Annotated in this window: 25 protein-coding genes; 13 read left to right on the plus strand and 12 right to left on the minus strand. The window is 58.3% G+C overall.

The window, feature by feature from the left end:
* Window positions 1-18: 18 nt before the first annotated feature.
* Both KPHS_43010 and KPHS_43020 read right to left on the minus strand, forming a co-directional pair.
* Window positions 19-2,265, minus strand: coding sequence for a fused phosphoenolpyruvate-protein phosphotransferase PtsP/GAF domain-containing protein (locus KPHS_43010; protein ID YP_005228601.1), 2,247 nt, complete (start codon window positions 2,263-2,265; stop codon window positions 19-21).
* Between the two features lie 12 nt (window positions 2,266-2,277).
* The gene (locus KPHS_43020; RefSeq protein YP_005228602.1) at window positions 2,278-2,808 is read right to left on the minus strand and encodes a dinucleoside polyphosphate hydrolase; all 531 of its coding nucleotides are present in this window, start codon (window positions 2,806-2,808) and stop codon (window positions 2,278-2,280) included.
* A 453-nt stretch (window positions 2,809-3,261) separates the two neighbouring features.
* Here KPHS_43020 and KPHS_43030 point away from each other — a divergent pair, with 453 nt between their 5' ends.
* The 5 genes from KPHS_43030 to KPHS_43070 all read left to right on the plus strand — a co-directional run bounded on the left by KPHS_43030 (window position 3,262) and on the right by KPHS_43070 (window position 6,566).
* Window positions 3,262-3,405 carry a hypothetical protein gene (locus tag KPHS_43030; protein ID YP_005228603.1) on the plus strand — a complete coding sequence of 48 codons (144 nt, stop codon included), beginning with the start codon at window positions 3,262-3,264 and terminating at the stop codon, window positions 3,403-3,405.
* An 85-nt stretch (window positions 3,406-3,490) separates the two neighbouring features.
* Entirely contained in the window at window positions 3,491-4,186 is a 696-nt protein-coding gene (locus KPHS_43040; RefSeq protein YP_005228604.1) for a DNA mismatch repair protein, read from the plus strand.
* 63 nt (window positions 4,187-4,249) lie between these two features.
* Complete coding sequence (locus KPHS_43050; protein ID YP_005228605.1) at window positions 4,250-4,963, plus strand: putative transmembrane protein, transport; 714 nt, start codon at window positions 4,250-4,252, stop codon at window positions 4,961-4,963.
* A 123-nt stretch (window positions 4,964-5,086) separates the two neighbouring features.
* Complete coding sequence (locus KPHS_43060; RefSeq protein ID YP_005228606.1) at window positions 5,087-5,305, plus strand: YgdI/YgdR family lipoprotein; 219 nt, start codon at window positions 5,087-5,089, stop codon at window positions 5,303-5,305.
* Between the two features lie 220 nt (window positions 5,306-5,525).
* The gene (locus KPHS_43070; protein ID YP_005228607.1) at window positions 5,526-6,566 is read left to right on the plus strand and encodes a putative aldo-keto reductase; all 1,041 of its coding nucleotides are present in this window, start codon (window positions 5,526-5,528) and stop codon (window positions 6,564-6,566) included.
* Window positions 6,567-6,668: 102 nt separating this feature from the next.
* On the opposite strand, the gene KPHS_43080 is transcribed toward KPHS_43070, so the two are convergent.
* The 3 genes from KPHS_43080 to KPHS_43100 form a co-directional block, all read right to left on the minus strand.
* The gene (locus KPHS_43080) at window positions 6,669-7,862 is read right to left on the minus strand and encodes a lysophospholipid transporter LplT (RefSeq protein YP_005228608.1); all 1,194 of its coding nucleotides are present in this window, start codon (window positions 7,860-7,862) and stop codon (window positions 6,669-6,671) included.
* Entirely contained in the window at window positions 7,855-10,014 is a 2,160-nt protein-coding gene (locus tag KPHS_43090; protein YP_005228609.1) for a bifunctional acyl-[acyl carrier protein] synthetase/2-acylglycerophosphoethanolamine acyltransferase, read from the minus strand. The genes KPHS_43080 and KPHS_43090 overlap by 8 nt, the downstream gene beginning before the upstream one ends.
* 263 nt (window positions 10,015-10,277) lie before the next feature.
* A complete protein-coding gene (locus KPHS_43100) occupies window positions 10,278-10,541 on the minus strand; it encodes a hypothetical protein (protein YP_005228610.1) in 264 nt (87 codons plus the stop codon).
* Between the two features lie 93 nt (window positions 10,542-10,634).
* Here KPHS_43100 and KPHS_43110 point away from each other — a divergent pair, with 93 nt between their 5' ends.
* On the plus strand, window positions 10,635-11,651 hold the full coding sequence (locus KPHS_43110; RefSeq protein ID YP_005228611.1) for a DNA-binding transcriptional regulator GalR: 1,017 nt from the start codon (window positions 10,635-10,637) through the stop codon (window positions 11,649-11,651).
* Here the strand turns inward: KPHS_43110 and KPHS_43120 are convergent.
* The 4 genes from KPHS_43120 to KPHS_43150 all read right to left on the minus strand — a co-directional run bounded on the left by KPHS_43120 (window position 11,612) and on the right by KPHS_43150 (window position 15,701).
* Window positions 11,612-12,091: a GnaT-family acetyltransferase gene (locus KPHS_43120; RefSeq protein ID YP_005228612.1), complete on the minus strand. Its 480-nt coding sequence runs from the start codon at window positions 12,089-12,091 to the stop codon at window positions 11,612-11,614. The genes KPHS_43110 and KPHS_43120 overlap by 40 nt on opposite strands.
* Window positions 12,088-12,861 (minus strand): putative regulatory protein, GntR, encoded by a 774-nt coding sequence (locus KPHS_43130; RefSeq protein YP_005228613.1) that lies wholly within the window; start codon window positions 12,859-12,861, stop codon window positions 12,088-12,090. The genes KPHS_43120 and KPHS_43130 overlap by 4 nt, the downstream gene beginning before the upstream one ends.
* Before the next feature lie 67 nt (window positions 12,862-12,928).
* On the minus strand, window positions 12,929-14,356 hold the full coding sequence (locus KPHS_43140) for a glycoside hydrolase (protein ID YP_005228614.1): 1,428 nt from the start codon (window positions 14,354-14,356) through the stop codon (window positions 12,929-12,931).
* A gap of 7 nt (window positions 14,357-14,363) precedes the next feature.
* Complete coding sequence (locus KPHS_43150; protein YP_005228615.1) at window positions 14,364-15,701, minus strand: putative phosphotransferase system, EIIC; 1,338 nt, start codon at window positions 15,699-15,701, stop codon at window positions 14,364-14,366.
* A gap of 299 nt (window positions 15,702-16,000) precedes the next feature.
* Between KPHS_43150 and KPHS_43160 the strand changes: the two genes are divergently transcribed.
* Window positions 16,001-17,002: a putative transcriptional regulator gene (locus tag KPHS_43160; protein ID YP_005228616.1), complete on the plus strand. Its 1,002-nt coding sequence runs from the start codon at window positions 16,001-16,003 to the stop codon at window positions 17,000-17,002.
* On the opposite strand, the gene KPHS_43170 is transcribed toward KPHS_43160, so the two are convergent.
* Window positions 16,995-18,257, minus strand: coding sequence for a diaminopimelate decarboxylase (locus KPHS_43170; protein ID YP_005228617.1), 1,263 nt, complete (start codon window positions 18,255-18,257; stop codon window positions 16,995-16,997). The two genes, KPHS_43160 and KPHS_43170, sit on opposite strands and share 8 nt — an antisense overlap.
* Before the next feature lie 136 nt (window positions 18,258-18,393).
* Between KPHS_43170 and KPHS_43180 the strand changes: the two genes are divergently transcribed.
* A complete protein-coding gene (locus tag KPHS_43180) occupies window positions 18,394-19,320 on the plus strand; it encodes a DNA-binding transcriptional regulator LysR (RefSeq protein YP_005228618.1) in 927 nt (308 codons plus the stop codon).
* Here the strand turns inward: KPHS_43180 and KPHS_43190 are convergent.
* Window positions 19,286-19,999 (minus strand): aspartate racemase, encoded by a 714-nt coding sequence (locus KPHS_43190; RefSeq protein ID YP_005228619.1) that lies wholly within the window; start codon window positions 19,997-19,999, stop codon window positions 19,286-19,288. The genes KPHS_43180 and KPHS_43190 overlap by 35 nt on opposite strands.
* Before the next feature lie 139 nt (window positions 20,000-20,138).
* Here KPHS_43190 and KPHS_43200 point away from each other — a divergent pair, with 139 nt between their 5' ends.
* From KPHS_43200 to KPHS_43240, 5 genes are all read left to right on the plus strand, one after another.
* Window positions 20,139-20,465: a cupin domain-containing protein gene (locus tag KPHS_43200; protein YP_005228620.1), complete on the plus strand. Its 327-nt coding sequence runs from the start codon at window positions 20,139-20,141 to the stop codon at window positions 20,463-20,465.
* A 452-nt stretch (window positions 20,466-20,917) separates the two neighbouring features.
* A complete protein-coding gene (locus tag KPHS_43210) occupies window positions 20,918-21,808 on the plus strand; it encodes a putative inner membrane permease of oligogalacturonide ABC transporter (RefSeq protein ID YP_005228621.1) in 891 nt (296 codons plus the stop codon).
* Window positions 21,801-22,703, plus strand: a complete 903-nt coding sequence (locus KPHS_43220; protein ID YP_005228622.1) for a putative binding-protein-dependent transport systems inner membrane component — start codon at window positions 21,801-21,803, stop codon at window positions 22,701-22,703. The genes KPHS_43210 and KPHS_43220 overlap by 8 nt, the downstream gene beginning before the upstream one ends.
* Window positions 22,704-22,715: 12 nt before the next feature.
* Complete coding sequence (locus KPHS_43230; protein ID YP_005228623.1) at window positions 22,716-23,843, plus strand: ATPase; 1,128 nt, start codon at window positions 22,716-22,718, stop codon at window positions 23,841-23,843.
* Between the two features lie 16 nt (window positions 23,844-23,859).
* Window positions 23,860-25,146, plus strand: a complete 1,287-nt coding sequence (locus KPHS_43240) for a putative ABC transporter periplasmic binding protein (RefSeq protein ID YP_005228624.1) — start codon at window positions 23,860-23,862, stop codon at window positions 25,144-25,146.
* Window positions 25,147-25,205: 59 nt separating this feature from the next.
* Here the strand turns inward: KPHS_43240 and KPHS_43250 are convergent, their stop codons facing one another.
* Window positions 25,206-26,549: a glycoporin RafY gene (locus KPHS_43250; protein YP_005228625.1), complete on the minus strand. Its 1,344-nt coding sequence runs from the start codon at window positions 26,547-26,549 to the stop codon at window positions 25,206-25,208.
* Between the last annotated feature and the right edge of the window lie 116 nt (window positions 26,550-26,665).

Below are 26,665 nucleotides of genomic sequence, written 5' to 3' on the forward strand. Positions count from 1 at the left end.
GCCTCACCCGGGCTGGCGCTACCGCCCGCCGCGGATCAGGCCGCCGAGACCGCGACGCTCCATAAAGGCCGCCACCTGATGGCGCACCTCGGCGGTCATCTGCGCATCGAGGCTGCGACGCGACAGCTCCTGCGCCTCTTCGATATCAATGCGGCGCAGCAGATACTTCACCCTCGCCACCGAGCGGCCGTTCATCGACAGATGGCGGTAACCGAGGCCGATAAGGATCGTCACGCACATCGGGTCGCCCGCCATCTCGCCGCACAGGCGCAGATCGATGCCAAAGCGCTCCGCGTCATGGGCGATCATCGCCAGCGCACGCAATACCGCAGGATGCAGGCTGTCATACATGCTGGCGACCCGGGTATTGTTGCGGTCGACGGCCAGCAGGTACTGGGTCAGGTCGTTCGTCCCTACCGAGATAAAATCGATCCGGCTGGCCAGCTGCGGCAGCATAAAGACCATCGACGGGACCTCCAGCATCACCCCCAGGCGCGGACGTGGGATGGCGTAGCCGATCATCTCTTCCACTTCCCGGCTGGCGCGATCGATCAGCCGACGGGCCTCATCCACCTCCTCCAGACTGGTCACCATCGGCAGCAAAATGCTGAGGTTGCCGGTGGCGGCGTTGGCGCGCAGCATCGCCCGCACCTGGATCAAAAAGATCTCCGGCTGATCGAGGGTGATGCGGATCCCGCGCCAGCCGAGGCACGGGTTCTCTTCGCTGATCGGCATATACGGCAGCTGTTTATCCGCGCCGATGTCCAGGGTACGCAGGGTCACCGGTTTGCTGTTAAACATCTGCAGCATGCCCTGATACTGGGCGACCTGCTCCTCTTCTGAGGGGAAGCCGCTCTGCAGCATAAAGGGAATTTCGGTGCGGTAGAGGCCAATGCCGTCAACAAAGCTGCCGAGCTTCTCTTCGTGCTCCGGGCTTAAGCCGGCGTTGAGCATGACTTTCACCCGCTCGCCGCTTTTCAGCTCCGACGCGCGCTGGAGATCGTCCTCCGCCAGGCGGCTGAGTTCGTTCTCTTCGCTGATAAGGCGCTGATACTCCTGCAACAGGACAGGTTCAGGATCCACCAGCAGTTCACCGCGATAGCCATCGACAATCAGCGTATGGCCATGCAGCAGCGAGGGCTGAATATCGGCGCCCATCACCGTTGGGATGCCGAGGGCCCGCACCATAATAGCGGCATGGGAGTTGGCGGCGCCATCGCGCACCACCACGCCGGCCAGGCGATCCTGCGGCACTTCGGCGAGGGTGGTGGCCGACAGCTCGTCCGCCACGAGGATAATGCGCGCCGGCCAGGTGTTGGGCCCCTGAATACTGTCGTCGAGATGGAACAGCAGACGCTGGCCCAGGGTACGCAGATCGCCGGCCCGCTCTTTCAAATAGCCGTCGCTCAGCGCGGCAAACTGTTCGGCGAACTTCTCAATGATCTTTTTGACGGCCCACTCGGCGACGGCGCCTTTGTCAACTTCGGCAAACAGCTCGCGACGCAGGCGGGCGTCAGAGAGCAGGTGCGAGTAGAGATCGAAGATCGCCGCCGTCTCTTTTTGCGCCCCGGCAGCGTAGCGTTTGCTGTAGCGACGAAACTCGTTGGCCGCCTCTTCCAGCGCACCGGTCAGGCGTTCGCGTTCCGAGGCGGTGTCCAGCGTCGAGGCTTCATACACCTGCTCCATCAGCGGCAGGCTGACGTCCATCCAGCCCTCGGCGATCGCCACCCCGGAAGAGGCCGGCAGAGCGCGAATGCGCGTTTGACGATACTGGCCGAACAGGGCGTTCAGCTGGGACTGGGAGAGGATCGCCGCCATCTGGGTGGCGAGGGTGACGAGGAAAGACTCTTCGCTTTCATCAAACTGACGCAGCTCGCGCTGCTGGACCACCAGCACGCCCAGCAGCTGGCGGCGCTGAATGATCGGCACGCCAAGGAAGGCGCGGAAGCGGTCCTCTTTGACGGCGGGGATATATTTGAAGCTGGGGTGTTTTTGCGCATCGGCGAGGTTGATGGGTTCCGCCAGGCGGCCAACCAGCCCCACCAGGCCTTCATCGAACGCCAGCGCAACGGTGCGCCCGCGAGGTTTTTTTAACCCGCGGGTGGCCATCAGGTAATAGCAGCGTCGGTCATTGTCAGCCAGGTAAACCGAGCAGACTTCCGTCTCCATCGCCTGGCAGACATCCGTCACCAGAATATCCAGCGCCTCGTTTAAACGCGGCGCGCTCGCGACCTTCTCGACTATTTCTCGCAACCGAGTGAGCATAATGTGCGTGGCTTAACCTCTTTTACGTCGATAAGCAGGCGCGTTTTGCGGCTTAGGTGCGCTCTCCGCCAGCGACATGGTCACGCTGGCGAACTCTTTCATCACCCGGCGGTAGACGTCGCGCTTAAACGACACCACCTGGCGAACCGGGTACCAGTAACTCACCCAGCGCCAACCATCAAATTCAGGTGTACTGCTGGTTTGCATATTGATGTCCGCATCATTGCCGATCAACTGCAAAAGAAACCACTTTTGTTTCTGGCCGATACAAACCGGCTTTGTGTCCCAACGCACCAAACGTTTAGGCAACTTGTAACGCAGCCAGTTACGGGTTGAGGCCAGGATCCGCACATCTTTACGGCTTAACCCGACCTCTTCAAACAATTCCCGATACATCGCCTGCTCTGCGGATTCTCCTGGATTAATGCCCCCTTGCGGGAACTGCCACGAGTGCTGACCATAGCGCCGGGCCCACATCACCTGGCCCTGACGATTACAGATTACAATACCGACATTTGGGCGGTAGCCATCGTCATCAATCACCGGACTACCTCAAGATAAGCTTCAATGTGAATGATTGTTTCACACTCGCCGGAAACGGTAAACCACTCTGTTCGCACACTGAGAACGGATAACATTTGAATAACTCACAGTAATTGCCAGAGTTATAAACAATGAAAGCGCGTGACAGCCGATTTTATTCACTTTTTCTGTGGATAGAGTTGTGAAGAAGTACGGAATTAACCCGGGAAAACCCAGAGTAATCCGAACATCGCATCGCTAGCATCTGAAAATAATAGTATCATATTCATAAAGTTAGAATATATTCCTTTCACACATTACAGCATAACGTGACGATCATCACACATGCGATCCGCCGACTGATGAAAGATCGAGCAATGTCGATTTTATCCACAGATTACGCGCAGGCCACCGGCAGATTTTCTCTAAAAATTCGATTTTCGTCGCACGTCAAGGCTGTAAATCGAACCAGTAGTGAGTCTTTTCCCCAGTTATCCCACTTTTCTGTGGATAACATGGTGTAAGATCCTGTTTATTGTCAGTGACCAGTTCTGGAAAACCCGTTTACACCGTTTTCATAAGCCGCATGATGAGTTTAAAAAGCCATATAAATCATGAGATTGGTATAGTTACTCAGAAAACGGTAAACTCTATCCACAACGCGCAAAATTAGCGCTCACTTTTTAACCAAAGGTATTACCCTATGCCCGCTATCGCTCCGCTCGCCTCACCGCCGCAAAGTCAGGAACAGCTGCTGGCCCAGGCCCGCCAGCTGGCCGGCTATTCGCTGGGCGAGCTGGCGGCGCTGGCGGGGATCCCCATTCCGCGCGATCTGAAGCGCGATAAAGGCTGGACGGGCATTCTGCTGGAGCTGTGGCTGGGCGCCAGCGCAGGCAGTAAACCCGAGCAGGATTTCGCCGCGCTGGGGGTCGAGCTCAAAACGATCCCCATCGACAGCCGGGGACGCCCGCTGGAGACCACCTTCGTCTGCGTCGCCCCGTTAACCGGCAATAGCGGCGTCACCTGGGAGAGCAGCCATGTACGGCATAAGCTGCAGCGCGTCCTGTGGATCCCGGTGGAGGGTGAACGCACCATCCCGCTGGCGGCGCGGCGCGTCGGCGCACCGCTGCTGTGGAGCCCGGACGAAGACGAGGAGCGCCAGCTGCGCATGGACTGGGAAGAGCTGATGGATCTCATTGTTCTCGGTGAGGTCGAGCGCATTACCGCCCGCCACGGCGAGGTGCTGCAGTTAAGACCGAAAGCCGCCAACAGCAAGGCGCTGACCGAAGCCATCGGCGCCCGCGGGGAGACAATCCTCACGCTGCCGCGCGGTTTCTATCTGAAAAAGAATTTTACCGCCGCTCTGCTTGCCCGCCATTTCTTGTTACAACACGATTAATTTTTTGTTCTGCGTTGGGGGTTGCATATAATTGCTGCTTTCTATTTTGCAGGACTTTGAACAATGTTATTTGCATGGATAACCGATCCTAACGCCTGGCTGGCGCTGGGCACATTGACGCTGCTGGAGATCGTGCTCGGGATCGACAATATTATTTTCCTCTCTCTGGTCGTGGCTAAGCTCCCCACCGCCCAGCGCGCCCATGCGCGCCGGATCGGTTTGATGGGCGCGATGGTCATGCGTCTGGCGCTGCTGGCCTCAATCGCCTGGGTCGTTAAGCTGACCAACCCGCTCTTTACCGTTTTCGGTCAGGAGATCTCGTTTCGCGATCTGATCTTGCTGCTCGGCGGGCTATTCCTTATCTGGAAAGCCAGTAAAGAGATCCATGAATCTATCGAAGGTGAAGAGGAGGGGCTGAAGACCAACGTCCACTCCTTCCTCGGCGCCATCGTGCAGATCATGCTGCTGGATATCATCTTTAGCCTCGATTCAGTGATCACCGCCGTCGGCCTGTCGGATCATCTGTTCATCATGATGGCGGCAGTGGTGATCGCGGTGGGGGTGATGATGTTCGCCGCGCGACCCATCGGCGATTTTGTTGACCGTCATCCTTCGGTGAAAATGCTGGCGCTGTCGTTTCTGATCCTCGTCGGCTTTACCCTGATGCTGGAAAGCTTCGACGTCCATGTGCCGAAGGGATACATCTATTTCGCCATGTTCTTCTCTATCGCGGTGGAGAGCCTTAACCTGCTGCGTAATAAGAAAAACCCGCTGTAAACCACAAAATTGCAGCCTGGTCACAGGCTGCAACCCTTTTTCAGACTTTACTGCTTTTTATGTCTCACAAATCAGGCTATTAATAGACGGGTATGGGGTGCAGCTACTGAAGAGGTGTTGACGATGAAGAAATGGGCAGTATTGATTTCCGCCGTAGGACTGGCGTTCTCGGTTTCCGGTTGCAGCAGCGATTACGTCATGGCGACCAAAGATGGGCGAATGATCCTGACCGACGGTAAACCTACCGTGGATGACGATACCGGTTTAATCAGTTACGAAGATCAGCAGGGTAATAAAATGCAGATCAATCGTGACGACGTTTCGCAAATCATTAAGCGTTAATCTTTCCCTGTCGGCCCCAGCTTCTGTTGACGCTGCGCTTACCGACCACCAGTCTTTTGAGAAGAGTCGGGATATACCAGGACGCCGCGGGTTTCACCCACCGCCCCTCCTCGTCACCCGGCTTTTTTGATTTTTTACTTCCTCTTTTTCTCACCCTCTGCCATGTTGATACTCCTTTGTCGGGGAATGCCTGACCTTATAAATAAAAAGGAAGCTGGCTATGCAGTATCACCGTATCCCACACAGTTCTCTTGAAATCAGCACCCTCGGGCTGGGAACCATGACTTTTGGCGAACAGAATAGCGAGGCCGATGCCCACCAGCAGCTCGATTACGCGGTTGCCAACGGCATCAACCTGATCGATGTCGCTGAAATGTACCCGGTCCCGCCGCGCCCGGAAACCCAGGGGCTGACTGAAACCTACGTCGGCAACTGGCTGGCGAAACGCGGCAATCGCGAAAAGCTGGTGCTCGCCTCGAAAGTCAGCGGGCCCGCGCGCAATAACGACAGCAGCATTCGGCCCAATCACGTCCTGGACCGCAAAAATATCCGCGAGGCGCTGCACGCCAGCCTGAAGCGGCTGCAGACCGATTATCTCGATTTATATCAGGTTCACTGGCCGCAGCGGCCAACCAACTGCTTTGGCAAGCTGGGCTATACCTGGGCCGACGCCGCGCCCGCCGTGACGCTGCTGGATACCCTCGAAGCGCTGACCGAGTTCCAGCGCGCCGGGAAGATCCGCTACATCGGTGTGTCGAACGAAACCGCCTTCGGCGTGATGCGTTATCTGCACCTGGCGGATAAGCACGACCTCCCGCGGATCGTGACTATTCAGAATCCTTACAGCCTGCTGAACCGCAGCTTTGAAGTCGGCCTCGCGGAAGTGAGTCAGTTCGAAGGCGTGGAGCTGCTGGCCTACTCTTGTCTGGCTTTCGGCACACTGACCGGCAAGTATCTCAACGGTGCGAAGCCGGCAGGGGCGCGCAATACGCTGTTCAGCCGCTTTACGCGCTACAGCAGCGAGCAGTCGCAGAAAGCGGTAGCGGCCTATGTGGATATCGCCAAACGCCACGGCCTCGATCCGGCGCAAATGGCGCTGGCCTTTGTGCGTCGGCAGCCGTTTGTCGCCAGCACCCTGCTGGGGGCGACGACCATGACGCAGCTGCAGGCCAACGTGGAAAGTTTGCAGCTTGAGCTAAGCGAAGAGGTATTAGCGGAGATTGAGGCGGTGCATCAGGTTTATACCTACCCGGCGCCGTAAGAAAGCAAAGCCCCGGGTAAGGCTTATACGCCTTACCCGGGCTACTGAAGAGCAGATATTGGCGACCCCCTCGCCCAGTCAAGCGCAGCGCAAGCCGGGAGGTTATTTACGCCGCCCCCAGACCCACAGCGCGGCAATGGCCACGGCGAATACCGCGCCAAAGCCTATCCCCACGGCGACCGGTGGAACGCCCACGCTCACCGCCAGGGAATAGAGCCCCAGCATCAGCAGCATCGCCACGTTCTCACCGAGGTTCTGTACCGCAATGGCGTTACCTGCCCCGACCGAATGTTTCCCACGCTCCTGCAGCAGCGCGTTCAGCGGTACGATAAAGAACCCGCCGAACACCCCGAGCAGCAGCAGCAGACCGAACGCCGGCAGCAGCGACTGCTGCACCGCAAAGGCTATCACCGCGATACCGATCAAAATCCCGGCCGGCATACAGCGCGACACCGTCTCCAGGGTCACCAGCTTCGCCGCCGCCCCGGCACCCAGCACAATCCCCACCGCCACCATCGCATTAAGATAGGTGGGCATGGCGTTGCTGGTAATGCCCAGCGCCACCGGCACCCAGATCACCAGCAGGAAACGCAGGGTCACGCCAGCGCCCCAGAACAGGCTGGTGCCCATCAGCGAAAAGCGGGTTTCGCCGTTGCGCCACAGCGTCCGGCAGGCGCTGAAGAAGCTGTGCGTCATTGGCTTAAAACGCCACGACTGCCCCGGACGCGCTGCCGGCAGCCTGGGTATCCACAGGTTAGCCACTACCGCCCCGCCGTAGACCAGCGCGCAGACGATCAGCGCCGCCAGCACGTGCCAGTCGGCGAGGATCCCGCCGGCCATGGAGCCCAGCAGGATCGCCGCGATGGTCGAGGACTCCATCAGTCCGTTAGCCTTCACTAACTTATCGCCGGTGGTGAGTTCGCCGAGAATGCCATACTTGGCCGGCGAATAGGCGGCGGCGCCAATCCCCACCAGCGTATAGCCGATAAACGGATTGACGCCGAAGCAGATGCAGCCGGCGCCGAGCAGTTTCAGGCCGTTGGCCACCATCATCACCCGGCCTTTGGCAAAGCTATCGGCGAACTGACCGACAAAGGGGGCAAAGAGGATGTAAGCGCCCACAAACAACATCTGCAGGACCGGCTGGCTCCACTCCGGATAATAGAGCTGCTTCATCAGCGCCAGGGTGGCGAAGAGAAGCGCATTGTCGCCGAAGGCCGACAGGAACTGGGCGCAGATCACCGCCAGCATCCCTTTCGAGTACAGCGAAGGGTTAGTATGTACTGACTCACTCATGGGTTGTTTCCGCCTCGTCGACCATATTTTTCAGGGTGACATAGTCTGGCTTGCCGCTGCCGAGCACCGGTAGCTGTTTCAGCCAGCGTATATCTCGCGGCACCGCCAGCTCCGGTACGCCGTGCTGGCGGGCGTAGCGCAGCAGGGCTTCACGAGTCAGTTCATTATCGGTGGTAAACAGCACCAGCGCCTCGCCTTTGCTGGCGTCCTGTTTAATCGCCGTGGCGTGCATTTTGTCCGGCGACGCGCCGAGGGCCACCTGCTCCACCATCTCGAGGGAGATCATCTCGCCGGCGATTTTGGCGAAGCGCTTCGCGCGGCCCTGAATGCGGACATAGCCCTGCTCGTCGAAGGTAACGATATCCCCGGTGTCATACCAGCCCGCTTCCATCTCGCCGTGCTGGTTTTCCGCCGCAGGCGCTTCCAGCACGCCGGGGTTTTCCACCCGCAGGTAGCCTTTCATGATGTTCGGCCCTTTCAGCTGCAGCCGCCCCCCTTGATCAATGCCTGGCATCGCCAGCAGGCGGGCGTCCATCCCCGGCAGGATGCGGCCCACGGTGCCGACCTTCGCCGCCATCGGCACGTTAATCGAGACCACAGGCGCGCACTCGGTCACGCCATAGCCTTCGAGAATGCGCAGGCCGAATTTATCCTGCCACAGCTGTTTGGTGCTCTCCTGCAGCTTCTCCGCCCCGGCGACCACGTAGCGCAGGCGGTAGAAATCGTACGGATTGGCGAAACGGGCATAGTTGGCGAGGAAGGTCGAAGTGCCGAACAGCACCGTACAGTTGCGATCGTAGACCAGCTCCGGCACCACGCGATAGTGCAGCGGGCTGGGATAGAGAAACACTTCCGCCCCGGTAAGCAGCGGCGTCAGCAGGCCGACGGTGAGGCCAAAAGAGTGGAACAGCGGCAGCGCCGACATAAAGCGGTCATTGGCGGTAAAGTCGGCGATAGTTTTGATCTGCTCGACGTTGGACAGCAGACTCTTATGGCTGTGCACCACCCCTTTCGGATTGCCCTCGGAACCGGAGGTGAAGAGGATCATCGCCGCGTCTTCCGGCTGCTGCTTAACCTGCGCCAGACGCGGCGCCAGCAGATGAGCAAAAATCCACAGTTTGTCAGCGAGGGTGATATCGCCTTTAAGATCTTCCAGGAATACCCAGCGCACCTGGGTCAGCTGCTCCGGCAGGTGCCAGAGTTTGCCTTTATCGAGGAAGGTGCGCGAGGTGAAAATGGTGTTGAGCTCCGCGGCGGCTATCGCGCTGCTGAGCCCTTTCACCCCGGCGGTATAGTTCATCATCGCCGGAATACGCCCGCGGGCGATAGCGCCGAAAATCACCGCCGCGCTGATGCCGGCGTTAGGCAGCATCAGGCCGATCTTCTCGCCCGGCTGGCTGTATTTTTCCAGAATGCGGGCGACAAACAGGGTTTTGGTTAGCAGCTTGCGATAGGTATCCGGCTGGAAGTTGATATCCTCCACGCAGGGTTTGCGCGCGCCGAAGCGGTCCTGCGCCGCCAGCAGCGACTCATACAGGGTTTCCCGCGGGCGCACCGCCATCCGGGCTTCCATCATGATCTGATGCAGCATCTCCCCGGCGATTTTGCGCCGGTCGCGGGCGCGCGGCGCCTCGGGCATCGGCAGATGGGTGGGCGGCAGGAGATGCAGCTGAATACGCGGGAACAGGCGACGTTTCACCAGCCCCTTCAGCCGGCTGAAGGGCGTCAGTTCGGCGCCTTCAATACGCAGCGGCACAATGGTCGCCTGCGATTTGGCGGCGACAAAGGCGGCGCCGTCATAAATTTTCATCAGCGAGCCGCTGACCGAAATTCGCCCTTCCGGGAAAATAACCACCGGCCGCCCCTGCTCAATCAGGCGCACCAGATGTTTGATCGACATCGGCTTGGTCGGGTCCAGCGGCACAAAATCGATAATCGGCGTCAGCGCGCGCATAAACCAGCGCTGGCTGATTGAGGTATAGACCGCAAAAACCGGTCGGACCGGCAAAAACAGCGCCAGCAGAATGCCGTCGAGGAAAGAGACGTGGTTCGGGGTGATTAAGACCTTTTGCTGGTATAAAGCCTGCGTGTCGCCGGTCAGTCTGACCCGGTATAACCCCTTGAACAGCAGTCTGAAAAATCCCAAAAGCATAACAACTCCATGTGACCGGTTGATGAGTCAAAGCAGGTTACACGAGAAGGCATGGGAAAGCAGTGCAGCGGGGGGATTTTCGGAATAAAAAAAACCTGCGCATCCGCGCAGGTCGGTGTAAGACGTTCAGTACGAAGAGCGTACCTGAGAAACTCACCTATCAATACCTCTGGGATCTCGATTGTCACGTTTTTTGGCCGTAACGGGCCAGCGGGAAAACGCAAGGGAGTGAGCCTAAGTGCAACGAGGTATTACGATTTTCGCTATCTGTAACAACGCCGATAGCGGGCAAAAAAAACCTGCGCATCTGCGCAGGCTGGTGTAAGTAAAGTGGTCAACGTGACGTTGACTCCACCTATCAATACCTCTGGGATAGCCAGAATATCAACCGGATCCGCGAACAAACCAGCGAACATTCGCAACAGCGCATCGCAAAGTGTAAGCAAAGGTTTGTATTTCCCTGCGCCGGTTTCAATTACCGCTCGCGTCAATGTAAACAGGTCACCGATAAGCCCGCGCTGAATCACATTTGCGCCATTCCTTCGCCGCCGCGCCTTGAATCTGCCGCTCTTTCCCGTAACATAGCAGTATGTAAACGCTTACCCTAGAAAAGGCATGGTATGGCGACTATTAAGGATGTAGCCCGACTCGCAGGAGTCTCCGTCGCTACCGTCTCCCGCGTCATCAACAACTCTCCCAAAGCCAGCGAAGCTTCGCGTCAGTCCGTGGGCGCGGCGATGGAAACCCTGAACTATCACCCCAACGCGAACGCCCGGGCGCTGGCCCAGCAGTCAACGGAAACCGTCGGCCTGGTGGTGGGCGATGTCTCCGACCCCTTCTTCGGCGCGATGGTCAAAGCCGTCGAACAGGTGGCCTACCGCACCGGCAATTTTTTGCTGATTGGCAATGGCTACCACAACGTGCAGAAGGAGCGCCAGGCGATAGAGCAGCTGATCCGCCATCGCTGCGCGGCGCTGGTGGTGCACGCCAAAATGATCCCAGATGAGGAATTGGCGGGGTTAATGAAACAGATCCCCGGCATGGTGCTGATCAACCGCATCCTGCCCGGATATGAAACCCGCTGCGTCGCGCTGGACGACCGCTACGGCGCCTGGCTGGCGACCCGCCATTTGATCCAGCAGGGGCACACGCGTATCGGCTATCTGTGCTCAAACCATGATATCTCCGATGCGGAAGATCGGCTGCAGGGGTACTACGCGGCGCTGGAGGAGAGCGGCCTGCCGTGCAACGACCGGCTGGTCACGTTTGCCGAGCCGGATGAAAGCGGCGGCGAACAGGCGATGACCGAACTGCTTGGCCGCGGCCGCCACTTTAGCGCCGTCGCCTGCTATAACGACTCGATGGCCGCCGGCGCGATGGGGGTGCTGAATGACAATGGCATCGACGTTCCGCGGGAGATTTCGCTGATTGGCTTCGACGATGTCCTGATTTCGCGCTATGTCCGCCCGCGGTTGACTACCGTCCGCTATCCGATCGTCACGATGGCGACCCAGGCGGCCGAGCTGGCTTTAGCCCTGGCGGAGCAGCGGCCGGCGCCGGAGATCACCCATCTGTTCAGCCCGACGCTGGTCCGTCGTCACTCGGTGGTCGCCCCGCAGGAAGGCGATAAGTCATAGCGATAGAGGTGCACGGCGGTGGCCGGGTAATCCAGCCCCTCGCCGATGTAGCGCCAGCCGAAGCGTTCATAGAAATCCCGGCAGGCGGAGTAGAGATAGAGCTCCCGAAAGCCCGCGCGGCGGGCATAATCGATCACATGCCGCTGCAGTTTTCCGGCCAGCCCCTGACCGCGGGCGGCGGGCGCGACGTACAGCGCCGCCAGCCAGGGAAACAGATCCTGGCGGCTGATCAAATCGCAGCGCCAGAGGCCAATCGTGCCGAGCAACTGCTCGCCTTCCACGGCAATAAAGGTCAACGGCAGCGCCTCCGCCGTCTGGCTATGCTGCACAATGCTGGCGAAGAATTGCCGCGGCAGCGTCTCGCCGCCAAAGGCCTGCCACAGCCAGTCGGTCACCTGCGGGGCGTACTGCGGCGCAGCGTACAGCGGCAGGATCGTCATACCAGCTTCCCCTGAAAAATCGGCACTGAGTCGAACAGATAGCCGTCAAAGTCGGGGGCGTCCTCATCGGACAGCTCCAGCAGGCTGTTTTTGACGTTTTCCAGATGCTGCCACATCGCCTGCCAGGCGCCCATCACATCGCGACGCCGCAGCGCGGCGAGCAGGGTCTGCCGGTCGCCGAGCCATTTCAGCCGCCAGGCGCGGCTGGCAATATGCACATTGAACTGCTGCCACAGCGGGCTGCTGTCCATCTGCAGCCAGATCCGCTCTACCGTCGCCAACAGCATCTGGTTCTGCGTCGCCCCGGCGAGCACCAGATGGAACAGACGAGCGTTATCCTGCGCGGTGTCGTTGAGAGCGATTGCCCGCTGCTCCTGTTCAATAATCCGCTTTAGATTGTCGATATCGGCGCGGGTGGCCATTTTCGCGGCAAAGGCGGCGATGTTGCTCTCCAGCAGCTGGCGCGCCTGGAGAATTTCAAACGGGCCGACGTCGCTGCTGAGCAGCTGCTCCTCTTCGCTGTCGTTCTCGTGGGGAATGCGCATGACATACACCCCGGATCCCTGACGAATATCCACCGTCCCCTGCAGCTCCAGCATCAGCAGCGCTTCGCGCACGATGGTCCGGCTGACGCCATAGGTTTCGGCAATATGGCGTTCCGGCGGCAAACGCGACCCGACCGGGTAGCGCCCCTGCGCGATCTGGGCGCGCAGGTCATCACCAATCTCCTGATAGGGCTTCTTTTCCGGCGGAACTATCGCTTTTTCCACAAAATCACCTGTGCGTTACATGCCTGCGAGTCAAATACGCCGCTATCTTAGCAAATATTGCCCCCGGCTAGCGGTATTCATCATCGATATCCAGCACCAGTTCACGCCGTTCGCCCAGTTGACGAAACCAGTGCGCCGAGGCTTTGGGTCGCCGGGCGCGATGGTTTTGCAGATCGATTTCGATAAGCCCGTAGCGGTTTTTAAAGGCGTTCATCGGCGATACGTTGTCGGTAAACGCCCACAGCATATAGCCCTGGCAGTTGGCCCCTGCCTCGCGGGCGCGCAGGGTGTGCCACAGATGTTCGCTGATAAAACGAATGCGGTAGCTGTCATCGATGACGCCTTCGCGGTTACGGAACTGGCCTTCGTTTTCCACCCCCATCCCGCTCTCCGCCACGAACCACGGGATGTTGCTATAGTCATTTTTTATCCGCATCGCCATATCAAAGATGATTTGCGGGTAGATTTCCCAGCCGCGGGAGGCGTTCATCCGCCGGCCGGGCAGCTCAAACGGCTCATAATACCAGGCCGGATGGAACGGGGTGTGCGGATGCCAGGCCCGCGACGGGGCTTTGACCCGGTGCGGGTAGTAAAGATTAATCCCCAGCTCATCGACGGTGTGCTCGCGGATAACCGCCAGATCCTCCTCGCTGGTCTCCCACGTCACCTGATGCTGCTCAAGCAGCGCGAGAAGCTCCGGCGGCCAGACGCCGTGCACCAGCGGGTCGAGGAACATGCGGTTGTAGAACAGATCGTAGATCTCCGCCGCGCGCAGGTCATGGGGGGCGCGTGAGCGTGGGTAGGTCACCTCCGGATTGAGGATGCAGCCGACGGTCCCGGGATAGCCGAGCTCGCGAAACCGCTTCACGACGCTGGCGGTCGCCAGCACCTTATGATAGTTCCACTGCATCCAGGTGCTGGTGTTCTGCTCATAGGGCCAGCGCAGAGCATCCAGATAGACCCGGGTCTGCACCACAATTGGCTCATTAAAGGTAAACCAGCGCGTCACCTTCGGGTGGTAGCGGGCAAACACCTTCTCCGCGTAGCGCACAAACAGCTCAACCACCGTTTTCGACCCCCAGCCGCCATACTTTTCCAGCAGATAGCCGGGCAATTCATAATGCTCAAGGCAGATCATCGGCGTGATGCCGTTAGCCAGCAGCGCATCGAACAGCTGGTCATAATAGGCCGCATACTCCTCATCCACCGTGACGTTTTCATAGTCGGTCAGAAAGCGCGACCAGTTGATTGAGGTGCGGTAGTGGGTCAGCCCAGCCAGCTTCATCAGCTGCACATCTTCCTGAAAGCGGTTGATAAAATCGGTGGCCACCGCCGGGCCATAGCCGTTATGCCAGACGTGGCGATCGTTTTTGTACCAGAGATCGGGCCAGGAGTCCTGCCCTGGTTTTTTCCCGCTCCAGCCTTCGGTCTGCCAGGCGGAAGCCGCCGCGCCAAGGATAAAATCATCGGGAATGGTCATCCGTACGGTAGTCATAGGCTCCTCAGACAGGGTTGGCGGTTTGTTGATTGTCTACCTGACGCTGCGCGGCATCGGCACGGCGGGAGACGATTTTGACGAAAGGCAGATAGATAAGCACCGCGACGACGATGCAGATAAGCTGGGTCACCACCGCCCCCATCGAGCCGGCGGTGGAGAGCCAGGCGTTGATCAGCGGCGGCGTGGTCCAGGGGACCATCACCACCGCCTTGCCGGCGAAGCCGGTCAGGGTGGCGAAATAGCCGATGCTGCCGGTCACCAGCGGGGTGATGATAAACGGGATGGCGAGGATCGGGTTAAGCATGATCGGCATCCCGAAGATCACCGGCTCGTTAATATTGAACAGCCCCGGGCCTATCGACAGCTTGGCGATCTCTTTCATCTCTTTGCGCCTGGTGGCGATCATCACCGCAATCAGCAGGCCGATGGTCAGCCCCGAGCCGCCGATGCTCATGTAGACATCCCAGAAGGGCATCGTGATGATGTTCGGTACCTCTTTCCCCTGCTCAAAAGCGCTCATATTGACGGTGATCGCTCCCAGCAGCAGCGGCTCGCGGATCGGCTTGATCATCTGGTTGCCGTGAATGCCGATCACCCAGAACAGCTGGGCGACGAACATCAGCAGCAGGATCCCCGGCAGGCTCTGCACCACCCGCTCCAGCGGCTGCTGCACCACCTGGTAGACCGCATCGTAGAGATACATTCCCGTCAGCTGGTGAAAGAGAAAACCAAAGGTGGCGATCGCGGTGGTGGTGATGATCGCCGGGATCAGCGCGGAAAAAGAGGCAGAGACGTTCGGCGGCACGGTATCCGGCATTTTGATCTTCAGTCCCTTGCGCCCCTCCAGCCAGCAGTAAATCTCCACTGACAGAATGGCGATGAACATCCCAAGGAACAGACTGCGGGTATCGGAAAACTGGCGCAGCAGGACATCTTTCACCACGTGCATCTGGCCATCGACCATCATCTCTACCGTGGTCGGCGTGACGCAGATAAAGCAGATCACCGCCAACAGGCCGGGAAACAGGCTTTTGATGCCGTTGATCCGCCCCAGCTCAATACCGATCAGAAACACGGCGCCGATATTGAGGAAGTTGAGCGTAGCGTAGTTAAGCGCGCTGGTGATCGGCTTCAGCGCCGCAAGAAAGGAGAGCGAGGAAAAGCTGGCGAGCCCATTCTTCGGATCCAGCACCATATTGGAGATCAGCACCGAAAAGGCCCCGACGATGATCACCGGCATCAGGGTAATAAACGCCGATTTGATCGCCATAATGTAGCGATAGCTGTTGAATGTCGTCGCGAAACGCCCCAGCGCGTCGATCAGTTTGTCCTGTAATGCCATAAAAGAGTACCTCAGTGTAAAGGGCTTATTGCGGCCAGGTGAACAGCCAGAGACTTTTGGCATACCAAAACATAGTCGCCAGGCAAAAATAGTTCTGTGACAGCGCTCGCAACGCGCACAGTGGTATCCCAAATATCCGATAAAATCGGCATTGGCATACCAGAGTCTGTCGGCTCGTCAGTTCCTGCCAAAAGCGTGATCGCGATGGTTTTTCCGCCCCGCCCCGTCGATATGTCCCTTTTCGGTCTGTGATAAACTGCGCTTTACCACGTGAAATCAGGAATCGATGAATGGCTACAATGCTGGATGTCTCAATTCGCGCAGGCGTCTCGAAAGCGACGGTTTCCCGCGTGTTGAACGGCACAGGTCAGGTGAAAGAGAGCACCCGCCAACAGGTCTTTAAAGCGATGGAAGAGCTGGGCTACCGGCCCAATTTCCTTGCCCGCTCGCTGGCCAATCAGACCAGCAATAGTATCGGGCTGGTCGTCTCCACCTTTGACGGCTTTTACTTTGGCCGTCTGCTGCAGCAGGCGTCACGCCAGACCGAAGCCTGGGGAAAGCAGCTTATCGTCACCGACGGCCATGATACGCCGGAGCGCGAAGAGGAAGCGGTGCAGATGCTCGCCGACCGGCAGTGCGATGCGATCATCCTCTATACCCGGCACATGAGCGAGAAGGCGATCATGTCGCTGATTAACTCGATCGCCATGCCGCTGGTGGTGATTAACCGCGATGTGGCGCAGGCCCGCGAACGCTGCGTGTTCTTCGAACAGCAGGAAGCCGCCTTCCAGGCCGTGGAGTATCTGATTACCCAGGGCCACCGCGATATCGCCTGCATCACCGTCCCGATGCATACCCCTACCGGCCAGGCTCGCCTGCAGGGCTACCGCAACGCGCTGATAAAACATGGTATTGAGTGGGATCCGAGCCGGGTGAAGTATGGGGACTCGACGATGACTCGCGGCTACGAACTGTGCCGGGAACTGCTGGACGAGAAAGCCCGCTTCAGCGCGCTGTTTTCCTGTAACGATGATATGGCGCTGGGGGCGTCAAAGGCGCTGCATCAGGCGGGGCTGCGTATTCCACAGGATGTGTCGCTGTTTGGCTTCGACGATGCGCCAAGCGCGAAATGGCTGGAGCCGGGGCTGTCGACGGTTTATCTGCCGATCGACAACATGATCACTACGGCTATCGACCAGGCGATCAAGCTTGCCAATCAGCAGCCGATAGAAACGATCCCGCCGTTTACCGGCACGCTGGTGCTTCGCGAGTCGGTGACGACGGGACCTTTTTTTAAATAAGCTCTAAGGCCAGCAGCTCCTGGATGGTCTGGCGACGGCGGATCAGCCGCGCCTTACCGCCATCAAACAGCACCTCCGGCAGCAGCGGACGGCTGTTATAGTTGGACGACATCGAAGCCCCGTAGGCGCCGGTGTCATGGAGCACCAGATAATCCCCAGGCGCCACCGCCGGCAGCAGGCGGGTCTCGACTTTGCCCCCCTCCTGCTGGGTAAAGACATCCCCGGATTCGCACAGCGGCCCGGCCACCACGGTTTCGACCTGCGGCGCGGCGCTGAGATCCCGGCCATCCCCCGCCAGAGCGGTGATATGGTGATAGCTACCGTACATTGCCGGGCGCATCAGGTCGTTAAAGCCGGCGTCAATCAGCACGAAGTGACGGCTGCCCATCTCTTTCACACTGCGCACCTGCGACACCAGCACGCCGGACTCGGCCACCAGGAAGCGTCCTGGCTCAATCTCCAGTTTCACCGGGTGCCCCAGATGGGCCGCGATCTGCTCCCGGGCGCGGTTCCACAGGCCATAATAGTGGGCGGTGTCGATGGCCTCTTCACCTTCGCGGTAAGGAATCGACAGACCGCCGCCGGCGGAGATGGCCTGCAGATCCTGGCCAAAGTCGACGACCTGGCGCACCATCGCGCCGCACACCTGCTCCAGGTGACCATAGTCAACGCCAGAGCCGATATGCATATGGATCCCGACCAGCTGCAGCTGATAGCGACGCATCACTTCCAGCGCCGCCGGCAGGTGGCTGTACCAGATGCCATGCTTGCTATTCTCACCGCCGGTATTGGTTTTCTGGCTGTGGCCGTGGCCAAAGCCCGGGTTGACGCGCAGCCAGACGCGATGGCCCGGCGACACCTCGCCCAGCTGGCTCAGCATGTCGATCGAGCCGGCGTTCACCGGGATCTGTAACGCCTTCACCCGATCGAGGGTGGCGTCGTCGATCAGATCGGCGGTGAAGACGATATCCTCGGGATTCTGCTGCGGATCGTAGCCTGCCGCCAGCGCCCGCTCGATCTCCCCCAGCGACACCGAGTCCACCTTCACCCCCTGCTCACGCATCAGACGCAGAATATGAATGTTAGAGCAGGCTTTTTGCGCAAAACGCACCACGTCGAACTGGCTGAGCTGGGCAATCTGGCGGCGAATAATCTGCGCATCATAGACCCAGACCGGACAGCCAAATTCCGCGGGCAGGCGCAGCAGGTTGTCTGCGGTCAGGTCAGTATCGGTGGCGTAAAGCGAGTGTGGCATAAGAACTCCGGTGCAGTGCGTGTGTTGGTCGCTGTTTTTTTCGATTACGCCACAGTGGCGGACGAATAAAAAATATCGTTTTATCGCGACTCTATGCAAAAATGATATGGTTCCAGCCGAGCCTCACGGAGACCGCATGCCAGCCGTCAATTTGCGTCATATCGAAATCTTTCACGCGGTGATGACCACCGGCAACCTGACCGAAGCGGCGCGGATGCTGCACACCTCGCAACCCACGGTCAGCCGCGAGCTGGCGCGCTTTGAGAAGGTGCTCGGCCTGCAGCTGTTTGAGCGGACCCGCGGTCGCCTGCAGCCGACGGTGCAGGGCCTGCGTTTGTTTGAGGAGGTTCAGCGCTCCTGGTATGGCCTGGACCGTATCGTCAGCGCCGCCGAGAGCCTGCGCGAGTTCCGCCAGGGCGAGCTGTCGATCGCCTGTCTGCCGGTGTTTTCCCAGTCCTTTCTGCCGCTGCTGTTGCCGCCGTTTCTCGCTCGCTACCCGGAGGTCAGCCTGCAGATCGTCCCCCAGGAGTCGCCGCTGCTGGAGGAGTGGCTCTCCGCCCAGCGCCATGACCTTGGCCTGACGGAGACCCTGCATACCCCCGCGGGCACCGAACGCACCCCGCTGCTGACGCTGAATGAAGTCTGCGTGCTGCCCGCCGGCCATCCGCTGGCGGCGCAGGCGACGCTGACCCCCGCCGATTTTCAGGGCGAAAACTACATCAGCCTGTCGCGCACCGACAGCTATCGCCAGCTGCTCGACGCCCTGTTCCTTGAGCATCAGGTTAAACGGCGGATGGTGGTCGAAACCCACAGCGCGGCCTCGATCTGCGCCATGGTGCGCGCCGGCGCCGGGATCTCGGTGGTGAATCCGTTAACCGCCCTGGACTATGCCGATAGCGGCGTGGTGGTGCGCCGCTTCAGCGTCGAGGTGCCGTTTACCGTCAGCCTGATCCGCCCTCTCCACCGCCCGCGCTCGGCGCTGGTCGACGCCTTTGTTGCCCACCTGCAGCAGAGTCTGCCGCAGATCCTCACGCCGCTGGCGTCGGTCCTGCAGAGAGCATAAAGTTGACCGCGTCTTCCGCGTGGATCGCCGCGGTGTCAAAGACCGGCAGCGGGCTGAGCTCGGCAGGCACCAGCAGGCCAATCTCCGTACAGCCGAAAATAACCCCTTCCGCCCCCTGCTCCGCCAGGGCGGCGATCGTCTGCAGATAATAATCCCGCGACGCCTCGCTGAAGGTGCCGAGACAAAGTTCGTCGAAGATGATCTGATTGATCTGCGCCCGATCGTCAGCCTCAGGGATCAGCGTCTCGATGGCAAACTGCTCCTGCAGACGACCGCGGTAAAAGGTCTGCTCCATGGTATAGCGGGTGCCCAGCAGCGCGACCCGGCGCTGACCTTTGGCGGCAATCGCCCGTCCGGTGGCATCGGCAATATGCAGGAAGGGAACCTGGCAGCGGGCGGCGATGGCATCTGCGACTTTATGCATGGTGTTGGTGCACAGGACAATGCCTTCGGCCCCCGCCTGCTGCAGCCCGACCGCGGCCTCAGCAAGGATCTCCCCGGCGCGATCCCAGTCGCCGGCGGACTGGCAGGCTTCGATGTCGTGAAAATCGACGCTGTGCAGCACCAGGCTGGCAGAGTGCAGGCCGCCCAGTCGCGCCTTAACGCCCTCATTGATCAACCGATAATAGGGGATCGTGGACTCCCAGCTCATGCCGCCTAACAGGCCAATGGTTTTCATCTTCTGCTCCTTATGTCGTTTCTGCCAGTGAAGCAAACTTGTGATCAACTTTCCACTTCTCTGGCCGCGTATTTCTTTTTCATGAAGAGTGGGATAAGTTAAATGAAACAATGTTTCACTTTAACAACAGGATCGCCCGATGTTTATTTTTCATAAAGACACCACCCTTGAAGACCTCGGCAATGGCGTAACCCGCCGCATTCTGGCCCACGACGGCAAAATGATGGCCGTGGAGGTGAATTTTGCCGCCGGCGCCGTCGGCCCGATGCATAACCATCCTCACGAACAGCTCACCTATGTGCTTTCCGGCGAGTTTGAGTTCACCATCGGCGAGGAGACGCGCGTCGTCAGCGCCGGCGATACGTTGTATAAGCGGCCGGGGATTATGCACGGTTGCGTCTGCCTGCAGCCCGGCACGCTGCTCGATACCTTTACTCCCATTCGCGAAGATTTTCTTGAAGGCTAATCCATAACGGGGGCGTTCGCCGTCCCCGGTTACTGCCCGGCGCCCTTCAATAAAAAGATGCTGTCACAATCATTATCCTGGTAATTATATTTCCCGCTCAGTTAAGCCTAATTTTTCATTCCTTTCAGACGCCCTTTACGGCCAAAATGCTTACCACCTCACCTTTTTGAAACATCGTTTCGACTTTGATCACATTTCCATCCTGATCTGCATGACGCAGAAACAAATCGCAATAAAATGAAATTAAAACGGCGTTTTATAAAAAACAGTTCAGCATAAAAAAAGGGGCTGACAGCCCTTACCTGCTAGACCAGTTAAAGAATAACCCATTAATTAACAATGACATGTTAAGCAGAGGAAGCGTTCAGACATTTTTGCGTTGTCAGGCGTAAAAGGCCGACAGCGCGGCGTCACCGGATCCGTATTACAACTCGTAAGCCAGGTAGGTATGTATGAATGAAAACAAGCTGCTGGGATTGGCATGGATATCGCCCTATATCATCGGGCTGATCGTCTTTACCGCTTTTCCCTTTGTTTCATCTTTCTTTCTCAGTTTTACCGAGTACGACTTGATGAGCCCGCCGGTATTTAACGGCATCGAAAACTATCGCTATATGTTGACCGAGGATAGCCTGTTCTGGAAATCGATGGGGGTGACCTTTGCCTACGTCTTTTTAACCATCCCCTTAAAACTGGCTTTCGCCCTCGGCATTGCTTTTGTGCTCAATTTCAAACTGCGCGGCATCGGCTTTTTCCGCACCGCCTATTACATCCCGTCGATCCTCGGCAGCTCGGTGGCGATTGCCGTGCTGTGGCGCGCCCTGTTCGCCATTGACGGCCTGCTGAACAGTTTTCTCGCCGTCTTTGGCATCGATGCCATCAACTGGCTGGGGGAACCCTCCCTGGCGCTGATGTCGGTCACCCTGCTGCGCGTCTGGCAGTTTGGCTCCGCGATGGTCATCTTCCTCGCCGCGCTGCAGAACGTTCCGCAGTCGCAGTATGAGGCGGCAATGATTGACGGCGCCTCAAAGTGGCAGATGTTCATGAAGGTCACCGTGCCGCTGATCACCCCGGTGATTTTCTTCAACTTTATTATGCAGACCACCCAGGCGTTCCAGGAGTTTACCGGCCCGTACGTGATAACCGGCGGCGGTCCGACCTATTACACCTACCTGTTCTCACTCTATATCTACGATACCGCCTTTAAGTACTTCGACATGGGCTATGGCGCCGCGCTGGCGTGGGTGCTGTTCCTCGTCGTGGCGGTCTTTGCGTCGATCGCCTTTAAGTCATCGAAATACTGGGTCTTCTACTCCGCCGATAAGGGAGGCAAAAATGGCTGATATTCAACAGATGGCGCCGGTGATGAGCGACGCCGATCGTGAGGTCGCCCGTACGCTGCGCCGGGAAAAGGTGAGCCGGGTGGTGCGCTACGTCGTGCTGATATTCGTCGGCCTGCTGATGCTCTACCCGCTGGCGTGGATGTTCTCCGCCTCGTTCAAGCCGAACCATGAGATCTTCACCACCCTCGGGCTGTGGCCTGCCCACGCCACCTGGGACGGGTTTATCAACGGCTGGAAGACCGGCACCGAATACCATTTCGGCCACTATATGCTGAACACCTTTAAGTATGTGATCCCGAAAGTGGTGTTAACGATCATTTCCTCCACCATCGTGGCGTACGGCTTCGCACGCTTTGAGATCCCGTGGAAGAAGTTCTGGTTCGCAACGCTTATCACCACCATGTTGCTGCCGAGCACCGTCCTGCTGATCCCGCAGTACCTGATGTTCCGCGAAATGGGGATGCTGAACAGCTATCTGCCGCTGTACTTGCCGCTGGCCTTCGCCACCCAGGGATTCTTCGTCTTCATGCTGATCCAGTTTCTGCGCGGCGTGCCGCGCGATATGGAAGAGGCGGCGCAGATCGACGGCTGCAACTCCATCCAGGTGCTGTGGTATGTGGTGGTGCCGATCCTCAAGCCGGCCATTATCTCGGTGGCGCTGTTCCAGTTTATGTGGTCGATGAACGACTTTATCGGTCCGCTGATCTACGTCTACAGCGTCGATAAGTATCCCATCGCGCTGGCGCTAAAAATGTCTATCGACGTCACGGAAGGCGCGCCGTGGAACGAAATTCTGGCAATGGCGAGCATCTCCATTCTGCCGTCCATCATTGTCTTCTTCCTGGCTCAACGCTACTTCGTGCAGGGCGTGACCAGCAGCGGAATCAAAGGTTAAGAGGGAAATATCATGGCTGAAGTGATTTTCAACAAACTGGAAAAAGTCTACTCCAACGGGTTTAAAGCGGTGCATGGTATCGACCTGAAGATTGCCGATGGCGAATTTATGGTGATCGTCGGCCCCTCCGGCTGCGCCAAATCGACCACCCTGCGCATGCTGGCGGGCCTGGAGACCATCAGCGGCGGCGAGGTGCGGATTGGGGACAAAATCGTCAACAACCTGGCGCCTAAATCCCGTGGCATCGCGATGGTGTTCCAGAACTACGCCCTCTATCCGCATATGACGGTGCGCGAAAACCTCGCCTTTGGCCTCAAACTAAGCAAGCTGCCGAAGGCGCAAATCGACAGACAGGTGGAAGAAGCGGCGAAAATTCTCGAACTGGAAGAACTGCTCGATCGCCTGCCGCGCCAGCTCTCCGGCGGCCAGGCGCAGCGCGTGGCGGTGGGCCGGGCGATCGTCAAAAAACCGGACGTCTTCCTGTTCGACGAACCGCTCTCCAACCTTGACGCCAAGCTGCGCGCCTCGATGCGGATCCGCATTTCCGATCTGCATAAGCAGTTGAAAAAATCTGGCAAACCGGCGACCACCGTCTACGTCACCCACGATCAGACGGAAGCGATGACCATGGGCGACCGCATCTGCGTGATGAAGCTCGGCCACATTATGCAGGTTGATACCCCGGACAATCTCTACCACCAGCCGAAAAATATGTTTGTCGCCGGGTTTATCGGCGCGCCGGAGATGAATATTCGTCCCAGCCAGCTGGTTGAGCACGGTGGTCGCCTGTATTTGACGCTGGGCGATCAGCGGCTGCCGCTCAACGATCGGCTGCAAAGCAAAGTTGAAACCCATAAGAATCAGCAGGTGTTCTTTGGCGTGCGCCCGGAGTTTGTCTCTCTCTCCGATGAACCGTTTGCCGAAGGTTCCTGCGCGGGTGAAATGGTACGCGTAGAAAACATGGGACATGAATTCTTTGTTTATCTCAGGGTTGCTGATTATGAGCTGACCGCCCGCGTGCCGTCGGACGATGCGAAGCCGATGATTGCCAAGGGACTGAATCGCAAAGTCTATTTCACCTTTGATCTCAACAAGTGTCACATCTTTGACGCCAAAACCGAACAGAACCTCTCTCTGTGAACCCTGGAGCATAACAATGAAAAACGTGCTGATAAGCGCCACCCTCTCCGCCACCCTGGGCCTTAGCGCCTTCTCTTCGCTAGCGCAGGATGTCGACCTGCGTATGTCCTGGTGGGGGGGCAACGGCCGCCATCAGGTCACCCTCAAGGCGCTGGAGGAATTCCACAAACAAAACCCAGACATCAACGTCAAAGCAGAATACACCGGCTGGGACGGCCATCTTTCACGCCTGACCACCCAGATTGCCGGCGGTACCGAGCCTGACGTGATGCAGACCAACTGGAACTGGCTGCCGATCTTTTCGAAAAATGGCGATGGCTTTTACGATCTGAATACCCTGAAAGACGAGATCGACCTCAGCCAGTTCGACGCCAAAGAACTGCAGTCCACCACGGTCAACGGCAAGCTTAACGGTATTCCAATTTCCGTCACCGCCCGCGTCTTCTACTTTAACGACGAAGCATGGAAAAAGGCGGGCATCCCCTTCCCGAAAACCTGGGATGAACTCATGGCGGCGGGAAAAACTTTCGAAAGCAAGCTCGGGAAACAGTACTACCCGGTGGTGCTCGAACACCAGGACGTGCTGGCCCTGCTCAACTCTTATATGGTGCAAAAATACAATCAGCCGGCCATCGATGAGAAAGGGCGAAAATTCTCCTACAGCAAAGCGCAGTGGGCGGATTTCTTCGGTATGTATAAGAAGCTTATCGACAGCCATGTGATGCCGGACACCCGCTACTATGCCTCCTTCGGCAAGAGCAACATGTACGAAATGAAGCCGTGGATCCAGGGCGAATGGGGCGGGACCTACATGTGGAACTCCACCATCAACAAATATTCCGATAACCTGAAGCCGCCGGCGAAGCTGGTGCTGGGGGAATACCCGATGCTGCCGGGCGCCACCGATGCCGGACTGTTCTTCAAGCCCGCGCAAATGTTATCGATTGGCAAATCGACGAAAAACCCGCAGGCGGCGGCGAAAGTGATTAACTTCCTGCTGAACAGCAAAGAAGGGGTGGATATTCTTGGACTGGAGCGCGGCGTGCCGCTGAGTAAAGCGGCGGTCACCTACCTGACCGAGGATGGGGTAATCAAAGCCGACGATCCGGCGGTGTCCGGCCTGAAGCTGGCGCAATCCCTGCCCACCGCTCTGCCGGTCTCCCCGTACTTCGACGATCCGCAGATCGTCGCCCAGTTCGGCACCACCCTGCAGTACATCGACTACGGTAAAAAGTCGGTGGAAGAAGCGGCCGAGGACTTCCAGCGCCAGACCGACCGCATTCTGCGCCGCGCGATGCGCTAACCTGCCCGTCTGAACTCTCCCGCGGCGCACGCCGCGGGAGGGTCTGCCAGACGGCCCTGTCAGAAGAAATATTTAAAGCGCACCCGGGCGCCGTAGCGTTCATCGGGATTCCCGCTCTTCGCTGCCGTGGAATCGAGCCACGAGGCATAGGCGCCAAGGTAAATATTGAAGTTCGGCATCGCCATGATATTCGGCAACTGCCAGGAGGTGTGCAAGGTATGGATGTCATAGCGCCCCGGCGCCAGGATAGCGCAATCGCCATCGCATTCGCTGGTCACCCCGGCCATATTGAACTGGTCGATTTTATTGTGCGCATAGATATAGCCCAGCTCCACGCGATGCCAAAGGGCGTTGATCCCGGCGCTGAAGTCGGTTTCGTCCGCCGCGTCCAGCAGGGCGGTACTCAGATTGACCACCGCCCCATCCTGCGGATCGCTTTTCAGGGTGTTCCAGCTCATGGTCAGCCCGTAGCCGGTGCGGTTTGACTGGTCGACCCAGCGTCCGCTCTGGCTCTGATAGCCGTAAGCATTGTTGACGAGATTGCTCTCTATCGCCGCGGCCGCCGACCAGACGCCGGACTGCCATGCCGCCACCGGCCGCACGTACACCACATTTTTGCGGTTTTCCAGCGCGTTACCATGATAGTTCTGATCGACAAACAGCGAACTGCCGTCCTCCACCAGGGTGTTAACTTCGAAATACCAGTTATCCACCGTTTTGCTAAACAGAAGGTTACCGCCGCTGCTGCTGCGCCCGCGCCCCTCTTTCATCATGTAAATATAGCCATAGCCATCGGAATAGAGATCGTTGGCGGTATTACCTGAATATTCAATAAAGGTATCCTGATTCAGCGGGAACATATCCCAGGCTTCAAAGCGGCCTATTTTTATTTTCCAGTCATCCTGCTGGCCGAAGAAAAATACCGCATCATCAAGATTCATTTTGCCATCCATATCCGCCAGAGGCTGCACGCTGAATCCGGCATATTGCCCGTCGGCGCCATTCCGTCTGCCATCGAAACCCAGCAGAATACGACCGTTAATATCCCAGCGCTCTTTATCGCCGGGCGCCCAGCTTTTATTCGCGCTGGTTTTGACCGACGTCAGGCTGCCGGTGCGACTGGCGCCATCGAGGTTAAATTCGACGTCGCCATAAAATTTTAATTCGCCATTGTCATTTAGCTGCAAACGCGGCGAAGCAGGCGCCGCGCGGGCGACCGTCGCGGCCTGCTGCTGGCCTTTCAGCGTCTTAATTTCCGCCTCTGCGCTGGCGGCGCGCGCCTCCGTCGCCTTTAGCCGCTGCTCCATTTGCGCCAGTCGCTCCTCCAGCGATAACGGCGCCTGCGCCATAACGGATGGCAGATACAGAGACGTCAGAAAACACCCGACCCAGATTTTATTCATCGGTAAACCCTTTTATTATGGAATGAACTGAATTTTTTATTAATGGGTAACGCACGACGATGCAGGCAATAATAACCCGCCCATCGTCAAAGACGGGTTATTAACGACAACAGCCT

It is taken from the genome of Klebsiella pneumoniae subsp. pneumoniae HS11286, from assembly GCF_000240185.1.
GTDB classification, from domain to species: Bacteria; Pseudomonadota; Gammaproteobacteria; order Enterobacterales; family Enterobacteriaceae; genus Klebsiella; species Klebsiella pneumoniae.